The organism is Burkholderia sp. LK4 (genome assembly GCF_001043615.1).
Lineage (GTDB): Bacteria > Pseudomonadota > Gammaproteobacteria > Burkholderiales > Burkholderiaceae > Burkholderia > Burkholderia cepacia.
On sequence record NZ_LDUL01000067.1, the window covers coordinates 1 to 23,779 of the forward strand.

Here is a 23,779-nt window from a genome sequence, read left to right on the forward strand (position 1 = left end):
TGAAGGCGGCCGTACGGTCGGCGCCGGCGTCGTCGCCAAGATCCTCGACTAAGATCGACGATCCGCGGGTCCTTCCGGGATCCGCGATCCCGCGGTATGCAGTTGTACCGTCGAAACCGGGTGTTCAGCTTGCGCTGGCACCCGGTTTTTCTTTATGGGGTGCTGCCACACACATTGACAAACCCGCACCACCTCTCCGATTTTTCGTGTAGAATCGCGGGCTTAGCAGTGGAAGTACCGTTCGGAACCTGTCGCTTCGCTCCCCGCAGGCAGCAGGTTTCGCGTTCTTTTAGTGTCCGGCGGTGCAACATCGCCTCGCTCTTTTCAAGGAATCGTCATGCAGCAACAGAAAATCCGCATTCGCCTGAAGGCTTTCGACTATCGTCTGATCGATCAATCGGCTGCCGAAATCGTCGATACCGCGAAGCGGACTGGCGCAATCGTCCGTGGCCCGGTGCCGCTGCCGACGCGCATTCAGCGTTTTGACATCCTGCGTTCGCCGCACGTCAACAAGACGTCGCGCGATCAGCTCGAAATCCGTACCCACCAGCGCCTGATGGACATCGTCGATCCGACCGACAAGACGGTTGACGCGCTGATGAAGCTCGACCTGCCGGCTGGCGTCGACGTGGAAATCAAGCTGCAGTAAGGCTTTCGGCGCCTTCCGGCTTGCCGGGTGGCGCTAAGTCTTTGTATTGCTTGCGGAAATCGAGGAGTCGGGCTATACTGCTTGGCTTTTCGCGTATTCGCGTAAAAAAGTTGGGCCTTGCGTGCCCGGCATTTTGTAAATCAGCCCCGACCAATCGCAGTCGGGAATGGAGAAAATGATGAGCCTTGGACTCGTAGGTCGCAAGGTTGGCATGACCCGTATCTTCACGGCTGAAGGGGATTCGATTCCCGTCACCGTGCTGGACGTGTCGGACAACCGCGTGACGCAGATCAAGACTGTTGAAACCGACGGCTACACGGCCGTGCAGGTTGCATTCGGCTCCCGTCGTGCATCGCGCGTGACGAAGCCGCTGGCAGGTCATCTCGCCAAAGCCGGTGTCGAAGCCGGTGAAATCCTCAAGGAATTCCGCATTGACGCGGCCAAGGCAGCTGAGCTGTCGAATGGCGCCGTGGTCGGTGCTGATCTTTTCGAAGTGGGCCAGAAGGTCGACGTGCAAGGCGTGTCGATCGGTAAGGGCTACGCCGGTACGATCAAGCGTTACAACTTCTCCTCCGGCCGTGCGACGCACGGTAACTCGCGCTCGCACAACGTGCCGGGCTCGATCGGTATGGCGCAGGATCCGGGTCGTGTTTTCCCGGGTAAACGCATGACGGGTCACATGGGTGACGTGACGGTGACGGTGCAGAACCTCGAAATCGCTCGTATCGACGCAGAGCGCAAGCTGCTGCTCGTGAAGGGTGCGATTCCGGGCGCGAAGGGCGGCAAGGTCTTCGTGACGCCGGCCGTCAAGACCAAGGGGGCGAAATAATGGAACTCAAGCTCCTGAACGAAAATGGTCAGGAAGGTGCAGTGGTCAACGCATCGGACGTCGTGTTCGGTCGTGACTACAACGAAGCGCTGATCCACCAGGTCGTCGTCGCTTACCAGGCGAATGCTCGCCAGGGTAACCGCGCACAGAAGGACCGTGAGCAAGTCAAGCACACGACCAAGAAGCCGTGGCGCCAGAAGGGTACGGGCCGTGCTCGTGCCGGTATGTCGTCGAGCCCGCTGTGGCGTGGCGGTGGTCGTATCTTCCCGAATTCGCCGGAAGAAAACTTCTCGCACAAGGTCAACAAGAAGATGCATCGCGCAGGTCTCTGCTCGATCTTCTCGCAGCTGGCCCGTGAAGGCCGTCTGTCGGTCGTCGAGGACATCATCCTCGAAGCGCCGAAGACCAAGCTGCTGGCCGACAAATTCAAGACCATGGGTCTCGACTCCGTGCTGATCATCACCGACACGGTCGACGAGAACCTGTACCTGGCTTCGCGCAACCTGCCGCACGTGGCGATTGTCGAGCCGCGCTACGCTGACCCGCTGTCGCTGATCTACTTCAAGAAAGTGCTGGTCACGAAGGCTGCGGTCGCCCAGATCGAGGAGTTGCTGTCATGAGCGAGATTCGCAAGAACGATCATCGTTTGATGCAGGTCCTGCTCGCACCGGTGATCTCGGAAAAGGCGACGCTGGTTGCCGACAAGAACGAGCAAGTCGTGTTCGAAGTCGCACCGGATGCCACGAAGCAGGAAGTGAAGGCGGCTGTCGAGCTGCTGTTCAAGGTTGAAGTTGATTCGGTCAACGTGCTGGTTCAGAAGGGCAAGCAAAAGCGCTTCGGCCGTTCGATGGGCCGCCGCAAGGACGTGAAGAAGGCGTACGTTTGCCTGAAGCCCGGCCAGGAAATCAACTTTGAAGCGGAGGCCAAGTAATCATGGCAATCGTTAAAGTTAAGCCGACATCGCCGGGTCGCCGCGCGATGGTCAAGGTGGTCAACAAGAACCTGCACCAGGGCAAGCCGTTCGCGGCACTGCTCGACTCGCAGAGCTCGACCGCCGGCCGTAACAACAATGGCCGTATCACCACGCGTCACAAGGGTGGTGGTCACAAGCAGCACTACCGTATCGTCGATTTCCGTCGCACGAAGGATGGCATCCCGGCAAAGGTCGAACGTCTCGAGTACGACCCGAACCGCAGCGCGAACATCGCGCTGGTGCTCTACGCAGACGGCGAACGTCGCTACATCATCGCCCCGAAGGGCCTGACCGTCGGCCAACAGCTGATGTCGGGTTCGGAAGCGCCGATCCGTGCAGGCAACACGCTGCCGATCCGCAACATTCCGGTCGGTACGACGATCCACTGCATCGAGATGCTGCCGGGCAAGGGCGCGCAAATGGCGCGTTCGGCTGGCACGTCGGCCATGCTGCTCGCACGTGAAGGCGTCTACGCGCAGGTTCGTCTGCGTTCGGGCGAAATCCGCCGCGTGCACATCGAGTGCCGTGCAACGATCGGTGAAGTCGGCAACGAAGAGCATAGCCTGCGCCAGATCGGCAAGGCTGGCGCGAACCGCTGGCGCGGTATCCGCCCGACGGTGCGTGGCGTTGCGATGAACCCGGTTGATCACCCGCACGGTGGTGGTGAGGGCAAGACGGCTGCAGGTCGCGACCCGGTGAGCCCGTGGGGTACGCCGGCTAAGGGTTACCGCACCCGCAGCAACAAGCGCACGACGACGATGATCGTCCAGCGCCGTCACAAGCGTTAAGGAGTAGGCAATGGCACGTTCTGTTAAAAAAGGTCCGTTCTGCGACGCCCATTTGCTGAAGAAAGTTGAGGCGGCTGCAGCTTCGCGCGACAAAAAGCCGATCAAGACCTGGTCGCGTCGCTCGACGATTCTGCCGGATTTCATCGGCCTGACGATCGCTGTTCACAACGGCCGTCAACACGTTCCGGTGTACATCTCGGAAAACATGGTCGGCCACAAGCTTGGCGAGTTCGCACTGACCCGTACGTTCAAGGGTCACGCAGCCGACAAGAAGGCCAAGAAATAAGGGGCAATCAAGATGGAAGTGAAAGCAATTCATCGCGGTGCCCGCATCTCGGCGCAGAAAACGCGCCTTGTGGCTGACCAGATCCGCGGTTTGCCGGTCGACAAGGCGCTGAACGTTCTGACGTTCTCGCCGAAGAAGGCGGCTGGCATCGTGAAGAAGGTTGTGCTGTCGGCAATCGCGAATGCGGAGCACAACGAAGGCGCTGATATCGACGAGCTCAAGATCAAGAGCATCTACGTCGACAAGGCTGCATCGCTCAAGCGTTTCACCGCGCGCGCCAAGGGCCGCGGTAACCGCATCGAGAAGCAATCCTGTCACATCACTGTGACGGTCGGGAATTAAGGAGCCATACGATGGGACAGAAAATTCATCCGACTGGCTTCCGCCTGGCTGTCAGCCGCAATTGGGCTTCGCGTTGGTACGCGAACAACAACAATTTCGCGGCGATGCTGCAGGAAGACATCGGTGTTCGTGAATACCTGAAGAAGAAGCTGAAGAACGCTTCGGTCGGTCGGGTGGTCATCGAGCGTCCGGCGAAGAACGCGCGCATCACGATTTACAGCTCGCGTCCGGGCGTGGTCATCGGCAAGAAGGGCGAGGATATCGAACAGCTGAAGACGGAACTGCAACGCCGCATGGGCGTGCCGGTTCACGTCAACATCGAAGAAATCCGCAAGCCGGAAACCGATGCTCAGCTGATCGCTGACTCGATCACGCAACAGCTCGAGCGCCGGATCATGTTCCGTCGCGCGATGAAGCGTGCGATGCAGAACGCGATGCGTCTGGGTGCCCAAGGCATCAAGATCATGAGCGCAGGCCGTCTGAACGGTATCGAAATCGCTCGTACGGAGTGGTATCGCGAAGGTCGCGTGCCCCTTCACACGCTGCGTGCTGATATCGACTACGCGACTTCGGAAGCGAAGACGACTTACGGGATCATCGGCGTCAAGGTGTGGGTCTACAAGGGCGATACGCTCGGCCGCAACGACGCACCGGTGGTGGAAGAAGTAGCCGAAGACAAGCGTCCGCGTCGCAATGCGCGTCCGGGCGACCGTCGTCCGCGCCGTGACGGCGAAGGCGGCGCTCCGGGTGCTCGTCGTGGCGCACCGCGCCGCGGCGCCGGCAAGCCCGAAGACGGCAAGACTGGAGAATAACGATGCTGCAACCGAAACGCAGAAAGTATCGTAAAGAGCAGAAGGGTCGTAACACCGGCAAGGCGACGCGCGGCAACGCAGTGTCGTTCGGTGAATTCGGCCTGAAGGCGATCGGTCGCGGTCGTTTGACCGCACGCCAGATTGAAGCGGCGCGTCGTGCAATGACGCGTCACATCAAGCGTGGCGGCCGCATCTGGATCCGGATCTTCCCGGACAAGCCGATTTCGCAGAAGCCGGCCGAAGTGCGTATGGGTAACGGTAAGGGTAACCCGGAGTACTACGTCGCCGAGATTCAGCCGGGCAAGATGCTCTATGAAATGGACGGCGTAACCGAAGAACTGGCACGCGAAGCGTTCCGTCTGGCTGCAGCCAAGCTGCCGCTCAAGACGGCATTCATCGTGCGCCAGCTCGGCGCCTAAGGAGAAAACATGAAGGCTTCCGAACTTCTCCAGAAAGACCAGGCCGCGCTCAACAAGGAGCTGGCGGACCTGCTGAAGGCGCAATTCGGCCTGCGCATGCAACTCGCGACCCAGCAGCTCACGAACACGAGCCAGCTGAAGAAGGTTCGTCGCGACATCGCACGTGTGCGGACCGTCATGACTCAGAAGGCGAACCAGAAATGAACGATAGCGTGAAAACCTCGCTGAAGCGGACGCTGGTCGGTCGGGTCGTCAGCAACAAGATGGACAAGACCGTCACCGTGCTGATCGAGCACCGCGTCAAGCATCCGATCTACGGCAAGTATGTCGTGCGCTCGAAGAAGTACCACGCGCACGATGAAGCGAACACCTACAACGAAGGCGATCTCGTCGAAATCCAGGAAACTCGTCCTGTTTCGAAGACGAAGGCCTGGACGGTGTCGCGCCTCGTCGAAGCCGCTCGCGTCATCTAAGCGGGCAGCGCAGTAGGCAGTAACGGGCACTTCTCCACGAAGTGCTTGAAATCGCAAAGTTTTTGCTTGCGTGACCAGGGTTATTTGTTATAATCCTGGTCTTCCCTCTTTATGGGAGCCCCGTCGCGGGCGAAGTTGGTGGGGGAAGCGGACTGGCGCCTGCCTGTCCGAAAGATTCACCGAATTGCGATGGCGGGTTTCGTTTGCCGTCGCTGCTGTTCCAACCCAAGCAGCCGATTGGCTGACGGGACCAAGACTGACCGAATGCATCATGGTGGTGCATCCGGATTAAGTTGGGAAAGACAAACCATGATCCAGACCGAATCTCGGCTCGAAGTAGCCGACAACACGGGTGCACGTGAAGTCCTGTGCATCAAGGTGCTCGGCGGCTCGAAGCGTCGTTATGCCGGCATTGGCGACATCATCAAGGTGAGCGTCAAAGAGGCAACGCCGCGCGGGCGCGTGAAGAAAGGCGAAATTTACAACGCCGTGGTGGTCCGCACCGCCAAGGGCGTGCGCCGTCAAGACGGCTCGCTGATCAAGTTCGACGGCAACGCCGCTGTGCTTTTGAATAACAAGCTCGAGCCGATCGGCACCCGTATCTTCGGGCCGGTGACGCGTGAGCTGCGTAGCGAACGATTCATGAAGATCGTTTCGCTGGCGCCGGAAGTGCTGTAAGGAGTCGCGATGAACAAGATTCGCAAAGGTGACGAAGTCATCGTCGTCACTGGCAAGGACAAGGGCAAGCGCGGCGTCGTGCTGGCTGTCGGTGCAGAGCATGTGACGGTTGAAGGTATCAACCTCGTCAAGAAGCATGTGAAGCCGAACCCGATGAAGGGTACGACGGGTGGCGTGGAAGCGAAGACGATGCCCCTGCATATTTCGAACGTCGCACTGGTCGACGCGAATGGCAAGGCGTCGCGTGTTGGCATCAAGGTCGAGGAAGGCAAGAAGGTTCGCTTCCTGAAGACGACCGGTGCCGTACTGAGCGCCTGACGCAGCGGAGTAAAAAATGGCTCGTTTTCAAGAGTTTTACAAAGAAAAGGTTGTGCCCGGCCTGATCGAGAAGTTCGGTTACAAGTCGGTCATGGAAGTGCCGCGCATCACCAAGATCACGCTGAACATGGGTCTTGGCGAAGCGATCGCTGACAAGAAGATCATCGAGAACGCCGTTGGCGACCTCACGAAGATCGCTGGTCAGAAGCCGGTCGTGACGAAGGCACGCAAGGCAATCGCAGGCTTCAAGATCCGCCAGGGTTACCCGATCGGCGCGATGGTGACGCTGCGTGGCCGTGCAATGTACGAATTCCTCGACCGTTTCGTGACGGTTGCCCTGCCCCGCGTGCGTGACTTCCGCGGCGTGTCGGGTCGTGCTTTCGATGGCCGTGGCAACTACAACATCGGTGTGAAAGAGCAGATCATTTTCCCCGAAATCGACTACGACAAGATCGACGCACTGCGTGGGCTGAACATCAGCATCACGACGACTGCGAAGACCGACGACGAAGCAAAGGCTCTGCTCGCCAGCTTCAAGTTCCCGTTCAGAAACTGAGGTTACCGTGGCTAAACTGGCACTGATCGAACGTGAAAAGAAGCGCGCCCGCCTGGTCGCGAAGTTCGCAGCAAAGCGCGATGCGCTGAAGGCGATCGTCGAAGACCAAAGCAAGTCGGAAGAAGAGCGCTACGAAGCACGCCTTGAGCTGCAGCAATTGCCCCGCAACGCAAACCCGACCCGCCAGCGTAACCGCTGCGCGATCACGGGCCGTCCGCGTGGCACGTTCCGTAAATTCGGCCTCGCGCGTAACAAGATTCGTGAAATCGCATTCCGTGGCGAGATTCCTGGCCTGACCAAGGCGAGCTGGTAATAGGAGAAACGTAAATGAGCATGAGTGATCCTATCGCCGATATGCTGACTCGCATCCGCAACGCGCAGATGGTCGAGAAGGTATCGGTTGCGATGCCCTCGTCGAAGGTCAAGGTTGCAATCGCACAAGTCCTGAAGGACGAAGGTTACATCGACGATTTCGCCGTCAAGGCGGAAGGTGCGAAGTCCGAACTGAATATCGCGCTGAAGTACTACGCAGGTCGCCCGGTCATCGAACGCCTCGAGCGCGTGTCGAAGCCTGGTCTGCGCGTGTACCGCGGCCGTAACGACATTCCGCAGGTCATGAACGGCCTGGGCGTGGCAATCGTGTCGACGCCGAAGGGCGTGATGACCGACCGCAAGGCGCGCGCTACCGGCGTCGGCGGCGAAGTCATCTGCTACGTCGCTTAAAGCCGAGGAGAGAGAAACATGTCTCGAGTAGGTAAGAGCCCGATCGCGCTGCAAGGCGCGGAAGTCAAGCTGGCCGACGGTGCGATCACCGTCAAGGGCCCGCTGGGCACCATCACGCAAGCGATCAATCCGCTCGTGAACGTGGCGAACAACGACGGCACGCTGAACCTGTCGCCGGTGGATGAAAGCCGCGAAGCAAATGCACTGTCGGGCACGATGCGCGCGATCATCGCGAATGCCGTGCACGGCGTGACCAAGGGTTTCGAGCGCAAGCTGACGCTGGTTGGCGTCGGTTATCGTGCGCAAGCGCAAGGCGACAAGCTGAACCTGTCGCTGGGTTTCTCGCACCCGGTGGTGCACCAGATGCCGGAAGGCGTCAAGGCAGAAACCCCGACGCAAACCGAAATCGTGATCAAGGGGATCAATAAGCAACAAGTCGGTCAAGTAGCTGCGGAAGTTCGCGGTTACCGTCCGCCGGAGCCCTACAAGGGCAAGGGCGTGCGCTATTCCGACGAGGTTGTGATCCTCAAAGAAACGAAGAAGAAGTAAGGGTGCGCAATCATGGATAAGACTCAATCTCGCCTGCGCCGCGCTCGCCAGACGCGTATCAAGATCGCTGAGCTGCAGGTCGCGCGTCTCGCCGTGCATCGCACGAACACGCACATCTACGCTCAAGTGTTCTCGCCCTGCGGCACCAAGGTGCTCGCCAGCGCGTCGACGCTCGAAGCAGAAGTGCGCGCTGAACTGGCCGACAAGTCGGGCAAGGGCGGCAACGTTAATGCCGCGACGCTGATCGGCAAGCGTATTGCCGAGAAGGCAAAGGCTGCCGGCATCGAATCCGTCGCCTTCGACCGCTCGGGCTTCCGCTACCACGGCCGCGTCAAGGCGCTGGCTGAGGCAGCTCGCGAAGCTGGGCTCAAGTTCTAAGGAAGGAATTCGTCATGGCAAAGATGCAAGCGAAAGTTCAGGCTGACGAGCGCGACGACGGCCTTCGCGAAAAGATGATTTCGGTCAACCGCGTGACCAAGGTCGTGAAGGGTGGCCGTATTCTCGGCTTCGCCGCACTGACCGTGGTTGGCGACGGCGATGGCCGCATCGGTATGGGCAAGGGCAAGGCGAAGGAAGTGCCGGTCGCTGTCCAGAAGGCAATGGAACAAGCTCGCCGCAACATGTTCAAGGTGCCGCTCAAGAACGGCACGCTGCAACACGAAGTGCACGGCAAGCATGGCGCATCCGCTGTCCTCCTCGCTCCGGCGAAGGCAGGTACGGGCGTGATCGCCGGCGGCCCGATGCGCGCAGTGTTCGACGTGATGGGCGTTCAGAACGTCGTGGCAAAGAGCCACGGTTCGACGAACCCGTACAACCTCGTTCGCGCCACGCTGGACGGTCTGCGCAAGCAGTCCACCCCGGCAGACATCGCGGCGAAGCGCGGCAAGTCCGTCGAAGAAATTTTGGGCTAAGCCCGGGTGGTCACCATGTCTGAAAAAACTGTCAAGGTTCAGCTCGTTAAGAGCCTGATCGGGACCCGCGAATCGCACCGCGCGACCGTGCGTGGCCTGGGCCTGCGCCGACTCAACTCGGTCAGCGAGCTTCAGGACACGCCGGCGGTCCGCGGCATGATCAACAAGGTCTCGTACCTCGTTAAGGTCATCGCGTAAGCGGCCCTACGGATCAAGGAGTTGATATGGAATTGAATAACCTGAAGCCGGCAGCTGGCGCCAAGCACGCCAAGCGTCGCGTCGGCCGTGGCATCGGTTCGGGCCTCGGCAAGACGGCTGGCCGTGGTCACAAGGGTCAGAAATCGCGTTCGGGCGGCTTCCACAAAGTCGGTTTCGAAGGCGGTCAGATGCCGCTGCAACGTCGTCTGCCGAAGCGCGGCTTCACGTCGCTGACGAAGGAATTCGTCGGTGAAGTGCGCCTGGGCGACCTCGAGAAGCTGCCGGTCGATGAGATCGATCTGCTCGCACTGAAGCAAGCCGGCCTGGTCGGCGAGCTGACGAAGAGCGCAAAGATCATCGCGACGGGCGAACTGAAGCGCAAGATCGTCGTGAAGGGTCTCGGTGCCACCAAGGGTGCGCGTGCTGCGATCGAAGCGGCTGGCGGTTCGTTCGCCGAGTGACACGCTAGCGCGTCGTCATTTGCATTCATCGGAGAAGGTACTTGGCTAACAGCCCGAGTCTTGCAAAACCCGGTCGAAGCACGGCGAAATTCGGCGATCTGCGCCGGCGAGCGATGTTCCTGCTCCTGGCGCTGATCGTCTATCGCATCGGCGCGCACATTCCCGTGCCGGGCATCGATCCGGATCAACTGGCTAAGCTGTTCCAGAGCCAGGCGGGCGGCATCCTGGGCATGTTCAACATGTTCTCGGGTGGCGCGCTTTCCCGCTTCACGATCTTTGCGCTGGGGATCATGCCGTACATTTCGGCGTCGATCATCATGCAGTTGCTGGCGATCGTATCGCCGCAGCTCGAGGCGCTGAAGAAGGAAGGGCAGGCAGGGCAACGGAAGATCACGCAGTACACACGGTATTTCACCGTCGTGCTCGCGACCTTCCAGGCGTTCGGTATCGCGGCTGCGCTGGAAAACCAGCCGGGCCTCGTCACCGATCCCGGCATGCTGTTCCGTCTGACGACGGTCGTGACGCTGGTTACCGGCACGATGTTCCTGATGTGGCTCGGCGAGCAGATTACCGAGCGTGGTCTGGGCAACGGTATCTCGATCATCATCTTCGGCGGGATCGCAGCAGGGTTCCCGAATGCCGTCGGTGGGTTGTTCGAGCTGGTGCGTACGGGTTCGATGAGCATCATTTCGGCGATCATCATCGTCGTCCTGATTGCCGCGGTGACTTATCTGGTCGTGTTCATCGAACGCGGGCAGCGCAAGATCCTCGTGAACTACGCGAAGCGCCAGGTCGGCAACAAGATCTACGGTGGGCAGTCGTCGCATCTGCCGCTGAAGCTGAACATGTCGGGTGTGATTCCGCCGATCTTCGCATCGTCGATCATTCTGTTCCCGGCAACGATTCTCGGCTGGTTCAGTACCGGTCAGCCGACGGGAAGCTGGATTTCCAACACGTTGCATAACGTTGCGGAAGCGCTGAAGCCGGGCCAGCCGGTCTATGTGTTGCTGTACACGCTGGCGATCGTGTTTTTCTGCTTCTTCTACACCGCACTGGTGTTCAACAGCAGGGAAACCGCAGACAACCTGAAGAAGAGCGGCGCGTTTGTTCCGGGTATCCGTCCGGGCGATCAGACCGCACGATATATCGACCGCATCCTCACGCGTCTGACGCTGGCCGGTGCGATCTACATCGTCTTCGTGTGTCTGCTGCCGGAATTCCTGGTGCTGCGCTGGAACGTGCCGTTTTATTTTGGTGGAACGTCGCTGCTGATCATTGTCGTCGTCACGATGGACTTTATGGCGCAGGTGCAGTCGTACGTTATGTCGCAACAGTATGAGTCACTGCTCAAGAAGGCTAACTTCAAGGGCGGCAACATCCCAATGCGTTAATAAGGACTATGGCCAAAGACGATGTAATCCAGATGCAGGGCGAGGTGATCGAAAACCTCCCGAATGCGACCTTCCGCGTGAAGCTGGAAAACGGCCATGTCGTGTTGGGGCATATCTCCGGAAAGATGCGGATGCACTACATCCGCATTCTCCCGGGCGACAAGGTGACGGTTGAATTGACGCCTTACGATCTGTCTCGTGCGCGGATCGTGTTCCGGGCGAAGTGATTTGAAAAAAGGGTATTATCATGAAAGTGATGGCATCGGTTAAGCGCATTTGCCGCAATTGCAAGATCATCAAGCGCAAAGGCGTCGTTCGCGTGATCTGCAGCTCGGATCCGCGCCACAAGCAGCGCCAAGGCTGACCGCGCGTTTGTTTGCGCTTTTTGTTTGAGGAAAAACAATGGCTCGTATCGCAGGGGTTAACATCCCGAATCACCAGCATACCGAGATTGGCCTGACGGCTATCTTCGGTATCGGCCGCACCCGTTCGCGCAGCATCTGCGTGGCAGCTGGCGTCGATTTTTCGAAGAAGGTCAAGGACTTGACCGACGCAGACTTGGAAAAGCTGCGTGAAGAAGTGGGCAAGTTTGTCGTCGAAGGCGATCTGCGCCGTGAAGTGACGATGAACATCAAGCGCCTGATGGACCTCGGTTGCTACCGTGGTGTTCGTCATCGCAAGGGCCTGCCGATGCGCGGTCAGCGTACGCGTACGAACGCACGTACTCGCAAGGGTCCGCGTCGTGCAGCGCAAGCGCTGAAGAAGTAAGCGGAACTGACAGTTACAGGAAAACGTAATGGCTAAGGCTTCGAACACCGCGGCGCAACGCGTTCGCAAGAAGGTTAAGAAGAACGTCGCTGAAGGCGTGGTTCACGTTCACGCGTCGTTCAACAACACGATCATCACGATCACCGATCGCCAAGGCAACGCACTGGCATGGGCGACGTCGGGCGGTCAGGGCTTCAAGGGCTCGCGCAAATCGACGCCGTTCGCTGCCCAGGTCGCAGCCGAGTCGGCTGGCCGCGTCGCGATGGAATACGGCGTGAAGAATCTGGAAGTGCGGATCAAGGGCCCGGGCCCGGGCCGTGAGTCGGCAGTGCGCGCACTGCACGGCCTCGGCATCAAGATCACCGCGATTTCGGATGTCACCCCGATTCCGCACAACGGCTGCCGTCCGCCGAAGCGTCGTCGTATCTAAAGATGTGCTGGCACGTTCGTGCTGGCACATTGCCTGTCGCCGCGTAGCGTCGACGGGCGTTGCTTTTTTGATTGACTAAGCCCACCGTTCGCCCCAAAGGGAGCGAACTAGCGCGGATTTCGATCCGCGTGACTGATTGATAAAGGAATGCAAAGTGGCACGTTATATCGGCCCTAAGGCCAAGCTGTCCCGCCGTGAAGGCACCGACCTGTTCCTGAAGAGCGCGCGCCGCTCGCTCGCCGACAAGTGCAAGCTCGACAGCAAGCCGGGCCAGCACGGCCGTACCTCGGGCGCACGTACGTCCGACTACGGTACGCAGCTGCGTGAAAAGCAGAAGGTCAAGCGCATTTACGGCGTGCTGGAGCGTCAGTTCCGTCGCTACTTCGCTGAAGCCGACCGCCGCAAGGGCAACACGGGTGAAAACCTGCTGCAACTGCTCGAGTCGCGCCTCGACAACGTCGTGTATCGCATGGGCTTCGGCTCGACCCGCGCTGAAGCGCGTCAGCTGGTGAGCCACAAGTCGATCACCGTGAACGGCGTCGTCGCAAACGTCCCGTCGCAGCAAGTGAAGGCGGGTGACATCGTCGCGATCCGCGAAAAGGCGAAGAAGCAAGCGCGTATCGTCGAAGCGCTGTCGCTGGCCGAGCAAGGCGGCATGCCGAGCTGGGTTGCAGTCGATGCGAAGAAGTTCGAAGGCACGTTCAAGCAAATGCCGGAACGCGCTGAAATCGCAGGCGACATCAACGAAAGCCTGATCGTCGAATTGTATTCGCGTTAATCCGATTGACGGCCGAGGTACCCCGATTGCGTTGCGCAAGGAGGGGCCTCGGCTGTTTATTTTCTGGTTGTTACCGGTCAGCCTTATCGGTGTAACGAGCCGAGGGTATTGAAAAGGAAAGCCCATGCAAACCAGTTTGCTGAAACCCAAGATCATCGCCGTGGAATCGCTGGGCGAGAACCACGCGAGGGTGGTCATGGAACCGTTCGAACGCGGTTACGGCCATACCTTGGGCAATGCGCTTCGCCGCGTGCTGCTGTCGTCGATGGTTGGCTACGCGCCGACCGAAGTGACGATCGCGGGCGTGGTGCACGAGTACTCGACGCTGGATGGCGTGCAGGAAGACGTCGTCAACCTGCTGCTGAACCTGAAGGGCGTGGTGTTCAAGCTGCATAACCGTGACGAAGTGACGGTTACGCTGCGCAAGGAAGGTGAAGGCGTTGTCACGGCCGGCGATATCGAGCTGGCTCACGACTGCGAAGTCATCAACCCGAATCACGTGATTGCCCACCTGTCGAAGGGTGGCAAGCTCGACGTTCAGATCAAGATCGAAAAGGGTCGCGGCTATGTGCCCGGCAACGTCCGTCGCTACGGCGAAGACACGGCCAAGATCATCGGCCGCATCGTCCTCGACGCATCGTTCTCGCCGGTTCGCCGCGTGAGCTATGCGGTTGAAAGCGCACGTGTCGAGCAGCGTACCGACCTCGACAAGCTCGTGATGAACATCGAAACGAGCGGTGTGATCACGCCGGAAGAAGCGATCCGTCAATCGGCCCGCATCCTGGTCGACCAGTTGTCCGTGTTCGCGGCGCTGGAAGGCACGGAAACGGCAGCCGAAGCGCCGTCGCGTGCACCGCAGATCGATCCGATCCTGCTGCGTCCGGTGGACGATCTCGAGCTGACGGTTCGTTCGGCGAACTGCCTGAAGGCCGAGAACATCTACTACATCGGTGATCTCATCCAGCGCACGGAAAACGAGCTGCTGAAGACGCCGAACCTCGGTCGCAAGTCGCTCAACGAGATCAAGGAAGTGCTCGCTTCGCGCGGTCTCACGCTGGGCATGAAGCTCGAAAACTGGCCGCCGGCTGGTCTCGACAAGTAAGCCCGCTTGTAGCGCTGCTGTTGCTGTAGTTGGCAAAGATGCGGATTTTCCTTTAAAATCCGCATCTTGCTTTTTTCGTTACCGGCCCGTGCACCCATCGAGGTGCGATAGAAGAGCTGGATCAAAACTTTGAATCAAGGAAACTGAAATGCGCCATCGTCATGGTCTGCGGAAACTGAACCGCACGAGCAGCCACCGTCTGGCTATGCTCCGTAACATGTCCAACTCGCTGATCGAGCACGAAGTCATCAAGACGACGCTGCCGAAGGCGAAGGAACTCCGTAAAGTCGTCGAACCGCTGATCACGCTCGGCAAGAAGCCGTCGCTGGCAAACCGTCGCCTGGCGTTCAACCGCCTGCGCGATCGTGACTCGGTGGCGAAGCTGTTCGACGTGCTCGGTCCGCGTTTCGCGAACCGTCCGGGCGGCTACCTGCGCGTGCTGAAGTTCGGCTTCCGCGTGGGCGACAACGCACCGATGGCACTGGTCGAACTGCTCGATCGTCCGGAAGTCGACGAAACGGAAAACGTGCAAGAAGCTGAATAAGCTTCCGGTACGCAGCAGTATCTGAAAGGGGCCGAGCAATTGCTTGGCCCTTTTTGTTTTTGAAGCGGCGGCTGCGATCGATTGTCGCAGGGTGGTGCCGGCAGCGTTGCGCGGGCTGCGCTACGATACGGGGCAGCCGGTGCGCTCCCGGGTGGGCAATGTGCGTCGGCAGGAGTCAGGTGCCGATAGACCAGCCAGGAGGATGCGGATGATAGTGGTGCTGATGCTGACGACGGTGCCCGATGCCGCGACCGCCGAAGCGCTTTCCGCCGGTGCGCTCGATGCGCGGCTTGCCGCGTGTGTGTCGGAGCTCGGTGCGATCAGGTCGCGCTATCACTGGCAGGGCAAGGTCGAAACGGCCGACGAGATCCAGTTGCTGTTCAAGACGAGCCCCGTGCGGGCGCTCGAACTGGAGCGATTTATTCTCGCGCATCATCCATACGAGACACCTGAAATCGTCTCGTGGCAGGCGACGGCCTCGGCCGCCTACGGCCAGTGGGTGACCAGCGAAACTCAACGTCTATTTCATGTTTAACGGTATGGCGCTTTCCGTGCGCGTGCGCGCGCTGCGGTTCCTCGCAGTCCTGTTGTCGTTCATGCTCGTGCTGGGCGGCGGCCTGTCGGTCGCGCGCGCGGCCGACGATTTCCTCGATCCGTCGGTGGCGTTCAAGTTCAGCGCGAGCGAATCGCCGGGGCAGGTGGACGTCCGCTTCAAGGTCGCCAACGGCTATTACCTGTACCGCGAGCGGTTCGCGTTCGCGGTGAAGAGCGGGCAGGCGACGCTCGGCGAGCCGCAGTTCCCCGCCGGCCACGTGAAGTTCGACCAGACGTTCCAGAAGAATGTCGAGACCTACCGCGACGAAGTCGTCGTTCACGTGCCCGTCAAGCAGGCGTCGGGGCCGTTCGAGCTCGCGGTGACGTCGCAGGGCTGCGCCGACGAAGGGATCTGCTATCCGCCCGCCGAGCACGTCGTGAAGGTCGACGGCGCCGCGCTGGGTGCGGCCTCGTCTTCGGGCGATGCGGCTGCCGAGGGCAGTTGGTTCGACAAGGTCACGAGCGCCGATTTCGCGCAGTCGCTGCTCGAGGGGCACGGCTTCTTCACGATCGTCGCGCTGTATTTCGTCGCGGGCGTCGTGCTGAGCCTCCTGCCGTGTTCGTACCCGATGATCCCGATCGTGTCGGCGATCATCATCGGCCAGGGCACGCGCGCGACGCATGCGCGCGGCTTTGCGCTGTCGCTGACGTACGTGGTCGGTATGGCGCTCGTCTATACGGTGCTGGGCATCGCCGCGGCGCTGGTCGGCCAGAGCCTCGGCGCGTGGCTGCAAAACCCGTGGGTGCTCGGCACGTTCGGCGTGCTGCTCACCGCGTTCGCGGTATCGCTGATTTCGGGCAAGGACATCGCGCTGCCCGCGCGCTGGCAGAACGGTGCAGCCGAAGTGTCGAGCGCGCGACAGGGCGGTCACTTCGTTGCGGTTGCCGCGATGGGCGCGTTGTCCGCGCTGGTGGTCGGCGCATGCATGACGGCGCCGCTGTTCGCGGTGCTCGCTTTCATCGCACACACGGGCAATGCGCTGCTCGGTGGTGCCGCGCTGTTCGCGATGGGGCTGGGGCTCGGCGTGCCGTTGCTCGTGGTCGGCATCGGTGCGGGTACGGTGCTGCCGCGCGCAGGTGCATGGATGGACGGCGTGAAGGTGTTCTTCGGCATCGTGCTGCTCGCGGCCGCGCTGTGGATCGTGTGGCCGGTGCTGGCCGGCGGCCTGAAGATGGTGCTCGCCGCGTTGTGGCTGCTCATCGCGGCCGCGGCGCTTGGCCTGTTCACGCCGCATGCCGGAGCCGCGTCGATCTGGCGCCGCCTCGGCCGTGGCCTCGGCGCCGCGCTCGCGATCTGGGCGGCGACGCTGCTGGTCGGTCTTGCAGCGGGCTCCAACGACCCCGTGAAGCCGCTGGCTGTCCTTGCTGCGCGCACGGTCGAGTCGGGCGATGTGTCGGCAGCCGGTGCGGCTGCCGGGCAGCAGGGGCCGGCGTTCGCGTCGGTGCGCTCCAGCGGCGAACTCGACGCGCTGCTGAAGACGTCGGGCCAGCCCGTGATGCTCGACTTCTACGCCGACTGGTGCGTGAGCTGCAAGGAGATGGAGCATCTGACGTTCACGGATTCACGTGTGCAGGCGCGGCTCGCGCAGCTTCACCTGGTACGTGCGGACGTCACCGCGAACAATCCGGACGACCAGGCGCTGCTCAAGCGCTTCAACCTGTTCGGGCCGCCGGGCATCATCTTCTTCGATCGCAACGGCAACGAAATCGGCCGTGTGGTCGGCTATCAGGCGGCCGAGACGTTTCTGCGCAGTCTCGATCGCGCGGCGGTACCAACGGTGTAGCGCACGCTTGTCGGTGGCTTGTACACCGACTGCAAACGAAAACGGCGGGACACCGAAGTGTCCCGCCGTTTTTCGTGGCGCTGCCGGCGCGTGGCTCAGCGCTGCGCTTTCAGGAGGCGTGCGGCGTCGAGTGCGAAGTACGTGAGCACGCCGTCGGCGCCCGCACGCTTGAACGCGAGCAGCGATTCGAGCACGACCTTGTCGTGGTCGAGCCACCCGTTCATCGCGGCGGCCTTCAGCATCGCGTATTCGCCGCTCACCTGGTACACGTAGGTCGGGAAGCGGAACTCGTCCTTCACCCGGCGCACGATGTCGAGATACGGCATGCCGGGTTTGACCATCACCATGTCGGCGCCTTCGTCGATGTCGAGGCGCACTTCGCGCAACGCTTCGTCGCTGTTCGCCGGATCCATCTGGTAGGTCATCTTGTTGCCCTTGCCCAGATTGGACGCCGAGCCGACCGCGTCGCGGAACGGGCCATAGAACGCCGATGCGAACTTGGCCGAATACGCCATGATGCGCGTATGGATATGGCCGTCGCTTTCCAGCATCTCGCGGATTGCGCCGATGCGGCCGTCCATCATGTCCGACGGCGCGACGATGTCGACGCCGGCTTCCGCCTGTGCGCGTGCCTGATCGATCAGGATCTCGATCGTGTCGTCGTTGATCACGTAGCCGTTCTCGTCGAGCACGCCGTCCTGGCCGTGGCTCGTGTACGGATCGAGTGCGACGTCGGTCAGCACGCCGAGTTCGGGGAAGCGCTTCTTCAGCTCGCGCACCGCGCGCGGGATCAGGCCTTCCGGGTTGGCTGCCTCGCGGCCGTCAGGCGTTTTCACCGACGGCTCGATGGCCGGGAACAGCGACAGCACGGGCACGCCGAGTTCGACGCATTGCTCGGCGACATGCATCAGCAGATCGACGGACACGCGTTCGACGCCGGGCATCGACGGCACCGGCTGCCGTTCGTTGGTGCCTTCGACGACGAATACCGGATAGATCAGGTCGTCGGTGGTCAGGCGGTTTTCGCGCATCAGGCGCCGGGAGAAGTCGTCGCGGCGCATCCGGCGCGGACGATGAAGCGGATGAAAGCTCATGGCGATTGGGTAGAAATCAGGGCAAGAAGGACCTTACGGAACCCTTCGGTCATTTTCGGGAGCGTTGGTATATGATAGCGATCGAGCGGCACGCGTCGCGTGCAGCTCCCCGCTTCTCCTCCCTGAGCGGGTGCCTGTCGTTTTTCGATTAGGCTGTTTGACCCGCCGTTCAACGGCGGGTTTTTTTATGAGCCGGCCGAATCCGCAGGCGCCGTCAGGTGCGCGCCGCCGATCCCGGCCGCGCGTTGCCCGATCATTGTGCTACAGGCTCGCTTTTTTCGTCGGCGGCGGACGGCCGCACCCAGCTCTCGATCAGTTCGTGCGCCTCGTCGAGCCCCGTGCGCTTCATCGCAGAGAACAGCTGGACCGTCAGCTTGCCCTGGACGCCCTGGTCACGATACGCATCGAGCCCCTTTTGCGTGGTCCGCAGCGCATTGATGCTTTCTTGCCGCGTCAATTTGTCGCACTTCGTCAGCAGCGTGTGGATCGGCTTGCCGGTCGGTACGAACCACTCGATCATGCGGCGATCGAGGTCGGTCAGCGGGCGGCGCGAATCCATCATCAGAATCAGGCCGCAAAGCTGCGAGCGGGTTGCCAGGTAGGACGACAGCAGCATTTCCCAGTGGGCCTTGGCGGCGCCGGGCACTTCCGCGTAGCCGTAGCCGGGCAGGTCGACGAGATTCGCGACGGGCTCGGCGGCCGGGCCGACGGAGAAGTAGTTGATATGCTGCGTGCGGCCGGGCGTCTTCGACGCGAAGGCCAGCCGCTTCTGGTTGCACAGCACGTTGATCGCCGTCGACTTGCCGGCATTCGAGCGGCCCGCGAACGCGATTTCCGGCTGGACCGTCGGCGGCAGGTCGCGCAGATGGTTGACGGTCGTGTAGAAGCGGGCTTGATGGAGCAGAAAGGCCATGGGAACCGGAAGGACGGGCGGCGCGAGCCGCTTGGTGGAGGCGGGGTAGCCCCGATAGGCGCGGGAGCTTTCAACACGATATTGTACAATACGGCGGTTTTACCGAAGGACACCGGGCGCCTGCCTCGCGCTTTTATGTGGCTTCTGCGGTAGACTGAACGCCGTCGTTTTTTGCAGAACCTCAAATTCCCACAAGACGAAACAGGGTGTGCGAATGAATCGACTGTGCAAGTCTCTGATGGTGCTTCAGGTTGCAGCAGGGTTCGTAGGTTTCGTGGCGGAGGCAAACGCGGCGGAGGCGGCAAAGCCGGATCTCGACCGCGGCAAGGCGATTGCCGGGCAGGTGTGCGCATCGTGTCACGGTGCCGATGGCAATAGCGCGTCGGGCAGTTTCCCGAAGCTTGCCGGCCAGCATCCCGAATATCTGGTCAAGCAGTTGAACGACTTCAAGACGCAGCCGGGCGCGAAGGGGCCGGCGCGGACCAACGCGGTGATGGTCGGATTCGCGAGCGCGCTGAGCGCGGACGACATGCGCAACGTCGCCGCGTACTACGGGTCGCAGACGACGAAGCTCGGCACCGCACGCGATGCGGCGACTGTGCCGATCGGCCAGAAGATCTATCGCGGCGGCATCGCGGAGAAGGGCGTACCCGCCTGCGCGAGCTGCCACGGGCCGACAGGGCAGGGTCTCCCGGTCCAGTACCCGCGTCTGTCGGGGCAGTGGGCCGATTACACGGTCGCGCAGTTGACCGCGTTCCAGCAGGGTGCCGGCGCGCGCAACAACAACGAGGCGATGCATCAGATCGCGACGCGGCTGTCGGACAACGAGATCAAGGCCGTCGCGGATTACATCGCGGGCCTGCGTTGAGCGGTCAGCCGCGAATGAAATGACCGGGCGCCCGAAGGGCGGCCGGAGTCAGAACAAGAAAAGGGTGGGGCGCCGCGCAGTCGCGGCCGCCTTGCCCTTTTTTGTTGTCAGTCGGAGTTTGAATGAGCGTTACCACGTCGGGGTTGCAGTCGAAGTCGGGTCAGGGTGCGTCGAAGCGCGCGGTCGAGCTGCTGAGCTCGATGCGCTTCGCGATTGCGTTGCTGGTGGTGCTGTCGATTGCGAGCATCATCGGCACGGTCCTGACCCAGGACGATCCGTATCCGAATTACGTGAACCAGTTCGGGCCGTTCTGGGCGGACATCTTCCGCTCGCTCGGCCTGTACAACGTGTACAGCGCGTGGTGGTTCATGCTGATCCTGATCTTCCTCGTCGTGTCGATCTCGCTGTGCGTGATCCGCAACGCACCGAAGATGCTCGCCGATGCAAAGAGCTGGAAGGACAAGGTTCGCGAAGGCAGCCTGCGGGCTTTCCACCACAAGGCCGAGTACACGGCTTCCGGCACGCGCGCGACCGTCACGGCAACGCTCGCCACTTTCGTCACCAAGGCCGGCTACAAGCACGTCGTGCGCGAAAACGACGGCGCGACGCTGATCTCCGCGAAGCGCGGCGCGATGACCAAGTGGGGCTACATCTCCGCGCACCTCGCGATCGTCGTGATCTGTATCGGCGGCCTGCTCGACAGCAACCTGCCGATCAAATTCCAGATGTGGATGTTCGGCAAGAGCCCGGTCAACACGAGCGCGACGATCAGCGAGATCTCGCCCGACCATCGCCTGTCCGCGTCGAACCCGACGTTCCGCGGCTACGCGTGGGTGCCCGAGGGCCAGTTCGTGTCGACCGCGATCCTGAACCAGCCGAGCGGCTCGCTGATCCAGGACCTGCCGTTCTCGATCCAGCTCAACAAGTTCATCGTCGACTACTACACGACGGGCATGCCGAAACTGTTCGCGAGCGACATCGTCGTGATCGATCGCGAGACCGGCCGGAAAATCCCGGCGCGCGTCGAGGTCAACAAGCCGTTCACGTACAAGGGTGTGTCGATCTACCAGTCGAGCTTCCAGGACGGCGGCTCGCAGATGCAGATGACGGCCTATCCGATGACGGGCGGCAACGCGAAGACCTTCCCCGTGCAGGGCACGATCGGCAGTTCGGCGCCGCTGCAGATGCCGGGCGCCGACGGCGACACGATCGAGTTCGCCGATTTCCGCGCGATCAACGTCGAGAACATGGCCGACGCGAACGGCAAGCCGGACGTGCGTGGTGTGGCGACGACGAGCTCGCTGAAGGAAGTGTTCGACGAACGGCTCGGCTCCGGCGCGAAGACGTCGAAGCCGACGCAGCTCCACAACATCGGCCCGTCCGTGCAGTACAAGATTCGCGGCAAGGACGGCCAGGCGCGCGAATTCAACAACTACATGCTGCCCGTCGACATGAACGGCGAGCGCGTGTTCCTCGCCGGCGTGCGCACGAGCCCGAACGACCCGTTCCGCTACATGCGGATTCCGGCCGACAGCCAGGATTCGATCGGCGAATGGATGCACCTGCGCGCCGCGCTCGAGGATCCCTCCGTGCGCGCCGAAGCCGCCGCGCGCTTCGCGCAGCGTTCGCTGCCGGGCACCGACGCATCGCTGCGCGGCCGCCTGCAGGACAGCGCGTTGAAGGTGCTGACCCTGTTTGCGGCGAGCGACGACAGCGTCGGCCGCGGCGCCGACGGCCAGCCGATCGGCGGCTTCCAGGCCGTGGCGACGTTCATCGATCGCTCGGTGCCCAAGGCCGAGCAGGAGAAGGCCGCGAGCCTGCTGCTGCGGATGCTCGAAGGCTCGATGTGGGAGGTCTGGCAGATCGCGCGCGAGCGTGCGGGGGAGTCGGCGGCACAGCAGGGCACCGACACGATCCGTTTCGTACAGAACGCGATCAACGCGCTATCTGACAGCTTTTTGTATGGATCGCCGGTCTATTTGCAACTTGACTCATTCAAGCAGGTGCAAGCTTCGGTATTTCAGTTGACGCGCGCACCCGGCAAGAATCTGGTGTATCTTGGCAGCCTGCTGCTGGTCGCCGGCATCTTCTCGATGTTCTACGTGCGCGAGCGGCGCCTCTGGTTCTGGCTGAAGGACGCCGGTTCGGGCGTCGATGTGGTGATGGCAATGTCCACGGCCCGCAAGACCTTCGATTTCGAGAAAGAATACGTGCAGACGCGCGACGCGGCCGGTGCCGCCTTGCACGCCGCACCTCGCGATGCCGCGCCGGCCGGTGCGGCATCGACGGCCCGCTCGCCTGCCGGCGGCGGTTCCGATTCCGAGAATTCCACCCGGTAACATCATGGATCTCACGCAAGTTTCCTCTTCCCATCGGGCGTCGGCCCAGGCGCCGGTCACGGCACCGCTGTTCGACGATCGTCCGTTCCTCGCGCGCCTGTCGTTGCTCGACTGGCTGTTCGCACTGGCGCTCGTGGTGGGCGCGGGCTATGCGCTCGTGCACTACAACGCGCACATGGATTACTACGACAAGGCGGTGATGATCGGCACCGTGCCGGCGCTCATCGCGCTCGGCTGGCGCTGGAAGCCCGCGCGGCTGATGATGGCGTCGATCGCCGTGCTGGCGCTGCTGTCGATCCAGATCTACCAGGGCGATCTCGCGCGCGCCGATTCGGCGTTCCTCCTCAAGTACTTCCTGTCGAGCCAGTCGGCCATCCTGTGGATGAGCGCGCTGTTCGTGCTCGCGACGATCTTCTACTGGATCGGCCTGCTCGCGCGTTCGGAATCGGGCTCCGCGATCGGCCAGAAGCTCACGTGGGTTGCCGTGCTGATGGGCTTCACCGGCCTGATGGTGCGCTGGTACGAGTCCTACCTGATCGGTGCGGATGTCGGGCACATTCCGGTGTCGAACCTCTATGAAGTGTTCGTGCTGTTCAGCCTGATCACCGCACTGCTCTATCTGTATTACGAAGGCCACTACGGGACGCGTTCGCTCGGCGCGTTCGTGCTGCTGGTGATCAGCGCGGCGGTGGGCTTCCTGATGTGGTATTCGGTCGCGCGCGATGCGCAGCAGATCCAGCCGCTCGTGCCGGCGCTGCAGAGCTGGTGGATGAAGATCCACGTGCCGGCGAACTTCATCGGCTACGGTAGCTTCGCGCTGTCGGCGATGGTGTCGGTCGCGTACCTGATGAAGGAGCGCGGCGTGCTCGCCGATCGCCTGCCGACGCTCGACGTGCTCGACGACGTGATGTACAAGTCGATCGCGGTCGGTTTCGCGTTCTTCACGATCGCGACGATCCTCGGCGCGCTGTGGGCGGCCGAGGCATGGGGCGGCTACTGGAGCTGGGACCCGAAGGAAACCTGGGCGCTGATCGTGTGGCTCAACTATGCGGCGTGGCTGCACATGCGCCTGATGAAGGGCCTGCGCGGGACGGTGGCCGCGTGGTGGGCGCTGACGGGCCTGCTCGTGACGACCTTCGCGTTCCTCGGCGTCAACATGTTCCTGTCCGGGCTGCACAGCTACGGCAAGCTGTAAGATTCCCGCTGCTC

Annotated in this window: 36 protein-coding genes; 34 read left to right on the forward strand and 2 right to left on the reverse strand. The window is 61.6% G+C overall.

The genetic code is table 11. The features are described 5' to 3' along the window. The first annotated feature begins 337 nt into the window (after nucleotides 1–337). The 31 genes from rpsJ (at nucleotide 338) to dsbD (ending at nucleotide 17,356) form a co-directional block, all read left to right on the forward strand. The gene (gene rpsJ, locus VK92_RS29960; RefSeq protein ID WP_004199280.1) at nucleotides 338–649 is read left to right on the forward strand and encodes a 30S ribosomal protein S10; all 312 of its coding nucleotides are present in this window, start codon (nucleotides 338–340) and stop codon (nucleotides 647–649) included. A 178-nt stretch (nucleotides 650–827) separates the two neighbouring features. Next, a complete protein-coding gene (gene rplC, locus VK92_RS29965; protein WP_006482922.1) occupies nucleotides 828–1,478 on the forward strand; it encodes a 50S ribosomal protein L3 in 651 nt (216 codons plus the stop codon). Continuing rightward, nucleotides 1,478–2,098: a 50S ribosomal protein L4 gene (rplD, locus tag VK92_RS29970; protein ID WP_006477192.1), complete on the forward strand. Its 621-nt coding sequence runs from the start codon at nucleotides 1,478–1,480 to the stop codon at nucleotides 2,096–2,098. The genes rplC and rplD overlap by 1 nt, the downstream gene beginning before the upstream one ends. Beyond that, nucleotides 2,095–2,409 (forward strand): 50S ribosomal protein L23, encoded by a 315-nt coding sequence (gene rplW, locus VK92_RS29975; RefSeq protein ID WP_004199275.1) that lies wholly within the window; start codon nucleotides 2,095–2,097, stop codon nucleotides 2,407–2,409. The genes rplD and rplW overlap by 4 nt, the downstream gene beginning before the upstream one ends. 2 nt (nucleotides 2,410–2,411) lie before the next feature. Further along, nucleotides 2,412–3,239 (forward strand): 50S ribosomal protein L2, encoded by an 828-nt coding sequence (gene rplB, locus VK92_RS29980; RefSeq protein ID WP_006482900.1) that lies wholly within the window; start codon nucleotides 2,412–2,414, stop codon nucleotides 3,237–3,239. A 10-nt stretch (nucleotides 3,240–3,249) separates the two neighbouring features. Next, the gene (gene rpsS, locus VK92_RS29985) at nucleotides 3,250–3,525 is read left to right on the forward strand and encodes a 30S ribosomal protein S19 (protein ID WP_004199273.1); all 276 of its coding nucleotides are present in this window, start codon (nucleotides 3,250–3,252) and stop codon (nucleotides 3,523–3,525) included. A gap of 12 nt (nucleotides 3,526–3,537) precedes the next feature. Next, complete coding sequence (gene rplV / locus VK92_RS29990; RefSeq protein ID WP_004199272.1) at nucleotides 3,538–3,867, forward strand: 50S ribosomal protein L22; 330 nt, start codon at nucleotides 3,538–3,540, stop codon at nucleotides 3,865–3,867. Nucleotides 3,868–3,878: 11 nt separating this feature from the next. Further along, nucleotides 3,879–4,679, forward strand: a complete 801-nt coding sequence (gene rpsC, locus VK92_RS29995; RefSeq protein ID WP_006482899.1) for a 30S ribosomal protein S3 — start codon at nucleotides 3,879–3,881, stop codon at nucleotides 4,677–4,679. 2 nt (nucleotides 4,680–4,681) lie between these two features. Next, nucleotides 4,682–5,098, forward strand: coding sequence for a 50S ribosomal protein L16 (gene rplP, locus VK92_RS30000; protein ID WP_006482873.1), 417 nt, complete (start codon nucleotides 4,682–4,684; stop codon nucleotides 5,096–5,098). 9 nt (nucleotides 5,099–5,107) lie between these two features. Beyond that, the gene (rpmC, locus tag VK92_RS30005) at nucleotides 5,108–5,302 is read left to right on the forward strand and encodes a 50S ribosomal protein L29 (protein WP_006400652.1); all 195 of its coding nucleotides are present in this window, start codon (nucleotides 5,108–5,110) and stop codon (nucleotides 5,300–5,302) included. Beyond that, nucleotides 5,299–5,571: a 30S ribosomal protein S17 gene (rpsQ, locus tag VK92_RS30010; protein WP_006477189.1), complete on the forward strand. Its 273-nt coding sequence runs from the start codon at nucleotides 5,299–5,301 to the stop codon at nucleotides 5,569–5,571. The genes rpmC and rpsQ overlap by 4 nt, the downstream gene beginning before the upstream one ends. Before the next feature lie 309 nt (nucleotides 5,572–5,880). Beyond that, nucleotides 5,881–6,249, forward strand: coding sequence for a 50S ribosomal protein L14 (gene rplN, locus VK92_RS30015; RefSeq protein WP_006482918.1), 369 nt, complete (start codon nucleotides 5,881–5,883; stop codon nucleotides 6,247–6,249). A 9-nt stretch (nucleotides 6,250–6,258) separates the two neighbouring features. Continuing rightward, nucleotides 6,259–6,567 (forward strand): 50S ribosomal protein L24, encoded by a 309-nt coding sequence (gene rplX, locus VK92_RS30020; RefSeq protein ID WP_006477187.1) that lies wholly within the window; start codon nucleotides 6,259–6,261, stop codon nucleotides 6,565–6,567. Between the two features lie 16 nt (nucleotides 6,568–6,583). Next, nucleotides 6,584–7,123 (forward strand): 50S ribosomal protein L5, encoded by a 540-nt coding sequence (gene rplE / locus VK92_RS30025; protein ID WP_006482882.1) that lies wholly within the window; start codon nucleotides 6,584–6,586, stop codon nucleotides 7,121–7,123. Between the two features lie 7 nt (nucleotides 7,124–7,130). Continuing rightward, entirely contained in the window at nucleotides 7,131–7,436 is a 306-nt protein-coding gene (gene rpsN, locus VK92_RS30030; RefSeq protein WP_011350676.1) for a 30S ribosomal protein S14, read from the forward strand. 14 nt (nucleotides 7,437–7,450) lie between these two features. After that, nucleotides 7,451–7,846, forward strand: a complete 396-nt coding sequence (gene rpsH / locus VK92_RS30035; RefSeq protein ID WP_006477185.1) for a 30S ribosomal protein S8 — start codon at nucleotides 7,451–7,453, stop codon at nucleotides 7,844–7,846. A gap of 18 nt (nucleotides 7,847–7,864) precedes the next feature. Next, nucleotides 7,865–8,395 (forward strand): 50S ribosomal protein L6, encoded by a 531-nt coding sequence (gene rplF, locus VK92_RS30040; RefSeq protein ID WP_006758786.1) that lies wholly within the window; start codon nucleotides 7,865–7,867, stop codon nucleotides 8,393–8,395. 12 nt (nucleotides 8,396–8,407) lie between these two features. Beyond that, complete coding sequence (rplR, locus tag VK92_RS30045; RefSeq protein ID WP_006477183.1) at nucleotides 8,408–8,773, forward strand: 50S ribosomal protein L18; 366 nt, start codon at nucleotides 8,408–8,410, stop codon at nucleotides 8,771–8,773. Nucleotides 8,774–8,787: 14 nt separating this feature from the next. Continuing rightward, the gene (gene rpsE / locus VK92_RS30050; RefSeq protein WP_006482895.1) at nucleotides 8,788–9,306 is read left to right on the forward strand and encodes a 30S ribosomal protein S5; all 519 of its coding nucleotides are present in this window, start codon (nucleotides 8,788–8,790) and stop codon (nucleotides 9,304–9,306) included. 15 nt (nucleotides 9,307–9,321) lie between these two features. After that, nucleotides 9,322–9,504 (forward strand): 50S ribosomal protein L30, encoded by a 183-nt coding sequence (rpmD, locus tag VK92_RS30055; RefSeq protein WP_006400644.1) that lies wholly within the window; start codon nucleotides 9,322–9,324, stop codon nucleotides 9,502–9,504. A gap of 26 nt (nucleotides 9,505–9,530) precedes the next feature. Continuing rightward, complete coding sequence (gene rplO / locus VK92_RS30060) at nucleotides 9,531–9,965, forward strand: 50S ribosomal protein L15 (protein ID WP_006482880.1); 435 nt, start codon at nucleotides 9,531–9,533, stop codon at nucleotides 9,963–9,965. A gap of 41 nt (nucleotides 9,966–10,006) precedes the next feature. After that, nucleotides 10,007–11,356, forward strand: coding sequence for a preprotein translocase subunit SecY (secY, locus tag VK92_RS30065; protein ID WP_006482915.1), 1,350 nt, complete (start codon nucleotides 10,007–10,009; stop codon nucleotides 11,354–11,356). Between the two features lie 8 nt (nucleotides 11,357–11,364). Then, nucleotides 11,365–11,583, forward strand: coding sequence for a translation initiation factor IF-1 (infA, locus tag VK92_RS30070; protein ID WP_004521905.1), 219 nt, complete (start codon nucleotides 11,365–11,367; stop codon nucleotides 11,581–11,583). 20 nt (nucleotides 11,584–11,603) lie between these two features. Beyond that, complete coding sequence (rpmJ, locus tag VK92_RS30075; RefSeq protein WP_004199844.1) at nucleotides 11,604–11,720, forward strand: 50S ribosomal protein L36; 117 nt, start codon at nucleotides 11,604–11,606, stop codon at nucleotides 11,718–11,720. 38 nt (nucleotides 11,721–11,758) lie between these two features. Beyond that, nucleotides 11,759–12,124: a 30S ribosomal protein S13 gene (gene rpsM, locus VK92_RS30080; RefSeq protein WP_006400641.1), complete on the forward strand. Its 366-nt coding sequence runs from the start codon at nucleotides 11,759–11,761 to the stop codon at nucleotides 12,122–12,124. 28 nt (nucleotides 12,125–12,152) lie between these two features. Next, nucleotides 12,153–12,554: a 30S ribosomal protein S11 gene (gene rpsK, locus VK92_RS30085; protein ID WP_004197937.1), complete on the forward strand. Its 402-nt coding sequence runs from the start codon at nucleotides 12,153–12,155 to the stop codon at nucleotides 12,552–12,554. A gap of 154 nt (nucleotides 12,555–12,708) precedes the next feature. Beyond that, on the forward strand, nucleotides 12,709–13,332 hold the full coding sequence (gene rpsD, locus VK92_RS30090) for a 30S ribosomal protein S4 (RefSeq protein WP_021161733.1): 624 nt from the start codon (nucleotides 12,709–12,711) through the stop codon (nucleotides 13,330–13,332). Between the two features lie 124 nt (nucleotides 13,333–13,456). Then, nucleotides 13,457–14,434: a DNA-directed RNA polymerase subunit alpha gene (locus VK92_RS30095; protein WP_006477176.1), complete on the forward strand. Its 978-nt coding sequence runs from the start codon at nucleotides 13,457–13,459 to the stop codon at nucleotides 14,432–14,434. Nucleotides 14,435–14,582: 148 nt separating this feature from the next. Further along, the gene (rplQ, locus tag VK92_RS30100) at nucleotides 14,583–14,978 is read left to right on the forward strand and encodes a 50S ribosomal protein L17 (RefSeq protein ID WP_006477175.1); all 396 of its coding nucleotides are present in this window, start codon (nucleotides 14,583–14,585) and stop codon (nucleotides 14,976–14,978) included. Nucleotides 14,979–15,186: 208 nt separating this feature from the next. Further along, the gene (gene cutA / locus VK92_RS30105; protein WP_021161734.1) at nucleotides 15,187–15,513 is read left to right on the forward strand and encodes a divalent-cation tolerance protein CutA; all 327 of its coding nucleotides are present in this window, start codon (nucleotides 15,187–15,189) and stop codon (nucleotides 15,511–15,513) included. Further along, the gene (gene dsbD / locus VK92_RS30110) at nucleotides 15,506–17,356 is read left to right on the forward strand and encodes a protein-disulfide reductase DsbD (protein WP_048025735.1); all 1,851 of its coding nucleotides are present in this window, start codon (nucleotides 15,506–15,508) and stop codon (nucleotides 17,354–17,356) included. Before cutA ends, dsbD begins: the two co-directional genes overlap by 8 nt. 95 nt (nucleotides 17,357–17,451) lie before the next feature. Here dsbD and hemB read toward each other — a convergent pair whose 3' ends face one another. Continuing rightward, on the reverse strand, nucleotides 17,452–18,450 hold the full coding sequence (hemB, locus tag VK92_RS30115; protein WP_021161736.1) for a porphobilinogen synthase: 999 nt from the start codon (nucleotides 18,448–18,450) through the stop codon (nucleotides 17,452–17,454). A 253-nt stretch (nucleotides 18,451–18,703) separates the two neighbouring features. Continuing rightward, nucleotides 18,704–19,363, reverse strand: a complete 660-nt coding sequence (gene yihA / locus VK92_RS30120) for a ribosome biogenesis GTP-binding protein YihA/YsxC (RefSeq protein WP_021161737.1) — start codon at nucleotides 19,361–19,363, stop codon at nucleotides 18,704–18,706. 214 nt (nucleotides 19,364–19,577) lie between these two features. Between yihA and VK92_RS30125 the strand changes: the two genes are divergently transcribed. From VK92_RS30125 to ccsB, 3 genes are all read left to right on the forward strand, one after another. Then, the gene (locus tag VK92_RS30125; RefSeq protein WP_042976545.1) at nucleotides 19,578–20,231 is read left to right on the forward strand and encodes a c-type cytochrome; all 654 of its coding nucleotides are present in this window, start codon (nucleotides 19,578–19,580) and stop codon (nucleotides 20,229–20,231) included. Between the two features lie 122 nt (nucleotides 20,232–20,353). Beyond that, nucleotides 20,354–22,570, forward strand: a complete 2,217-nt coding sequence (locus tag VK92_RS30130; RefSeq protein ID WP_048025736.1) for a cytochrome c biogenesis protein ResB — start codon at nucleotides 20,354–20,356, stop codon at nucleotides 22,568–22,570. Nucleotides 22,571–22,574: 4 nt separating this feature from the next. Continuing rightward, nucleotides 22,575–23,765, forward strand: coding sequence for a c-type cytochrome biogenesis protein CcsB (ccsB, locus tag VK92_RS30135; RefSeq protein WP_021161740.1), 1,191 nt, complete (start codon nucleotides 22,575–22,577; stop codon nucleotides 23,763–23,765). Nucleotides 23,766–23,779 lie beyond the last annotated feature (14 nt).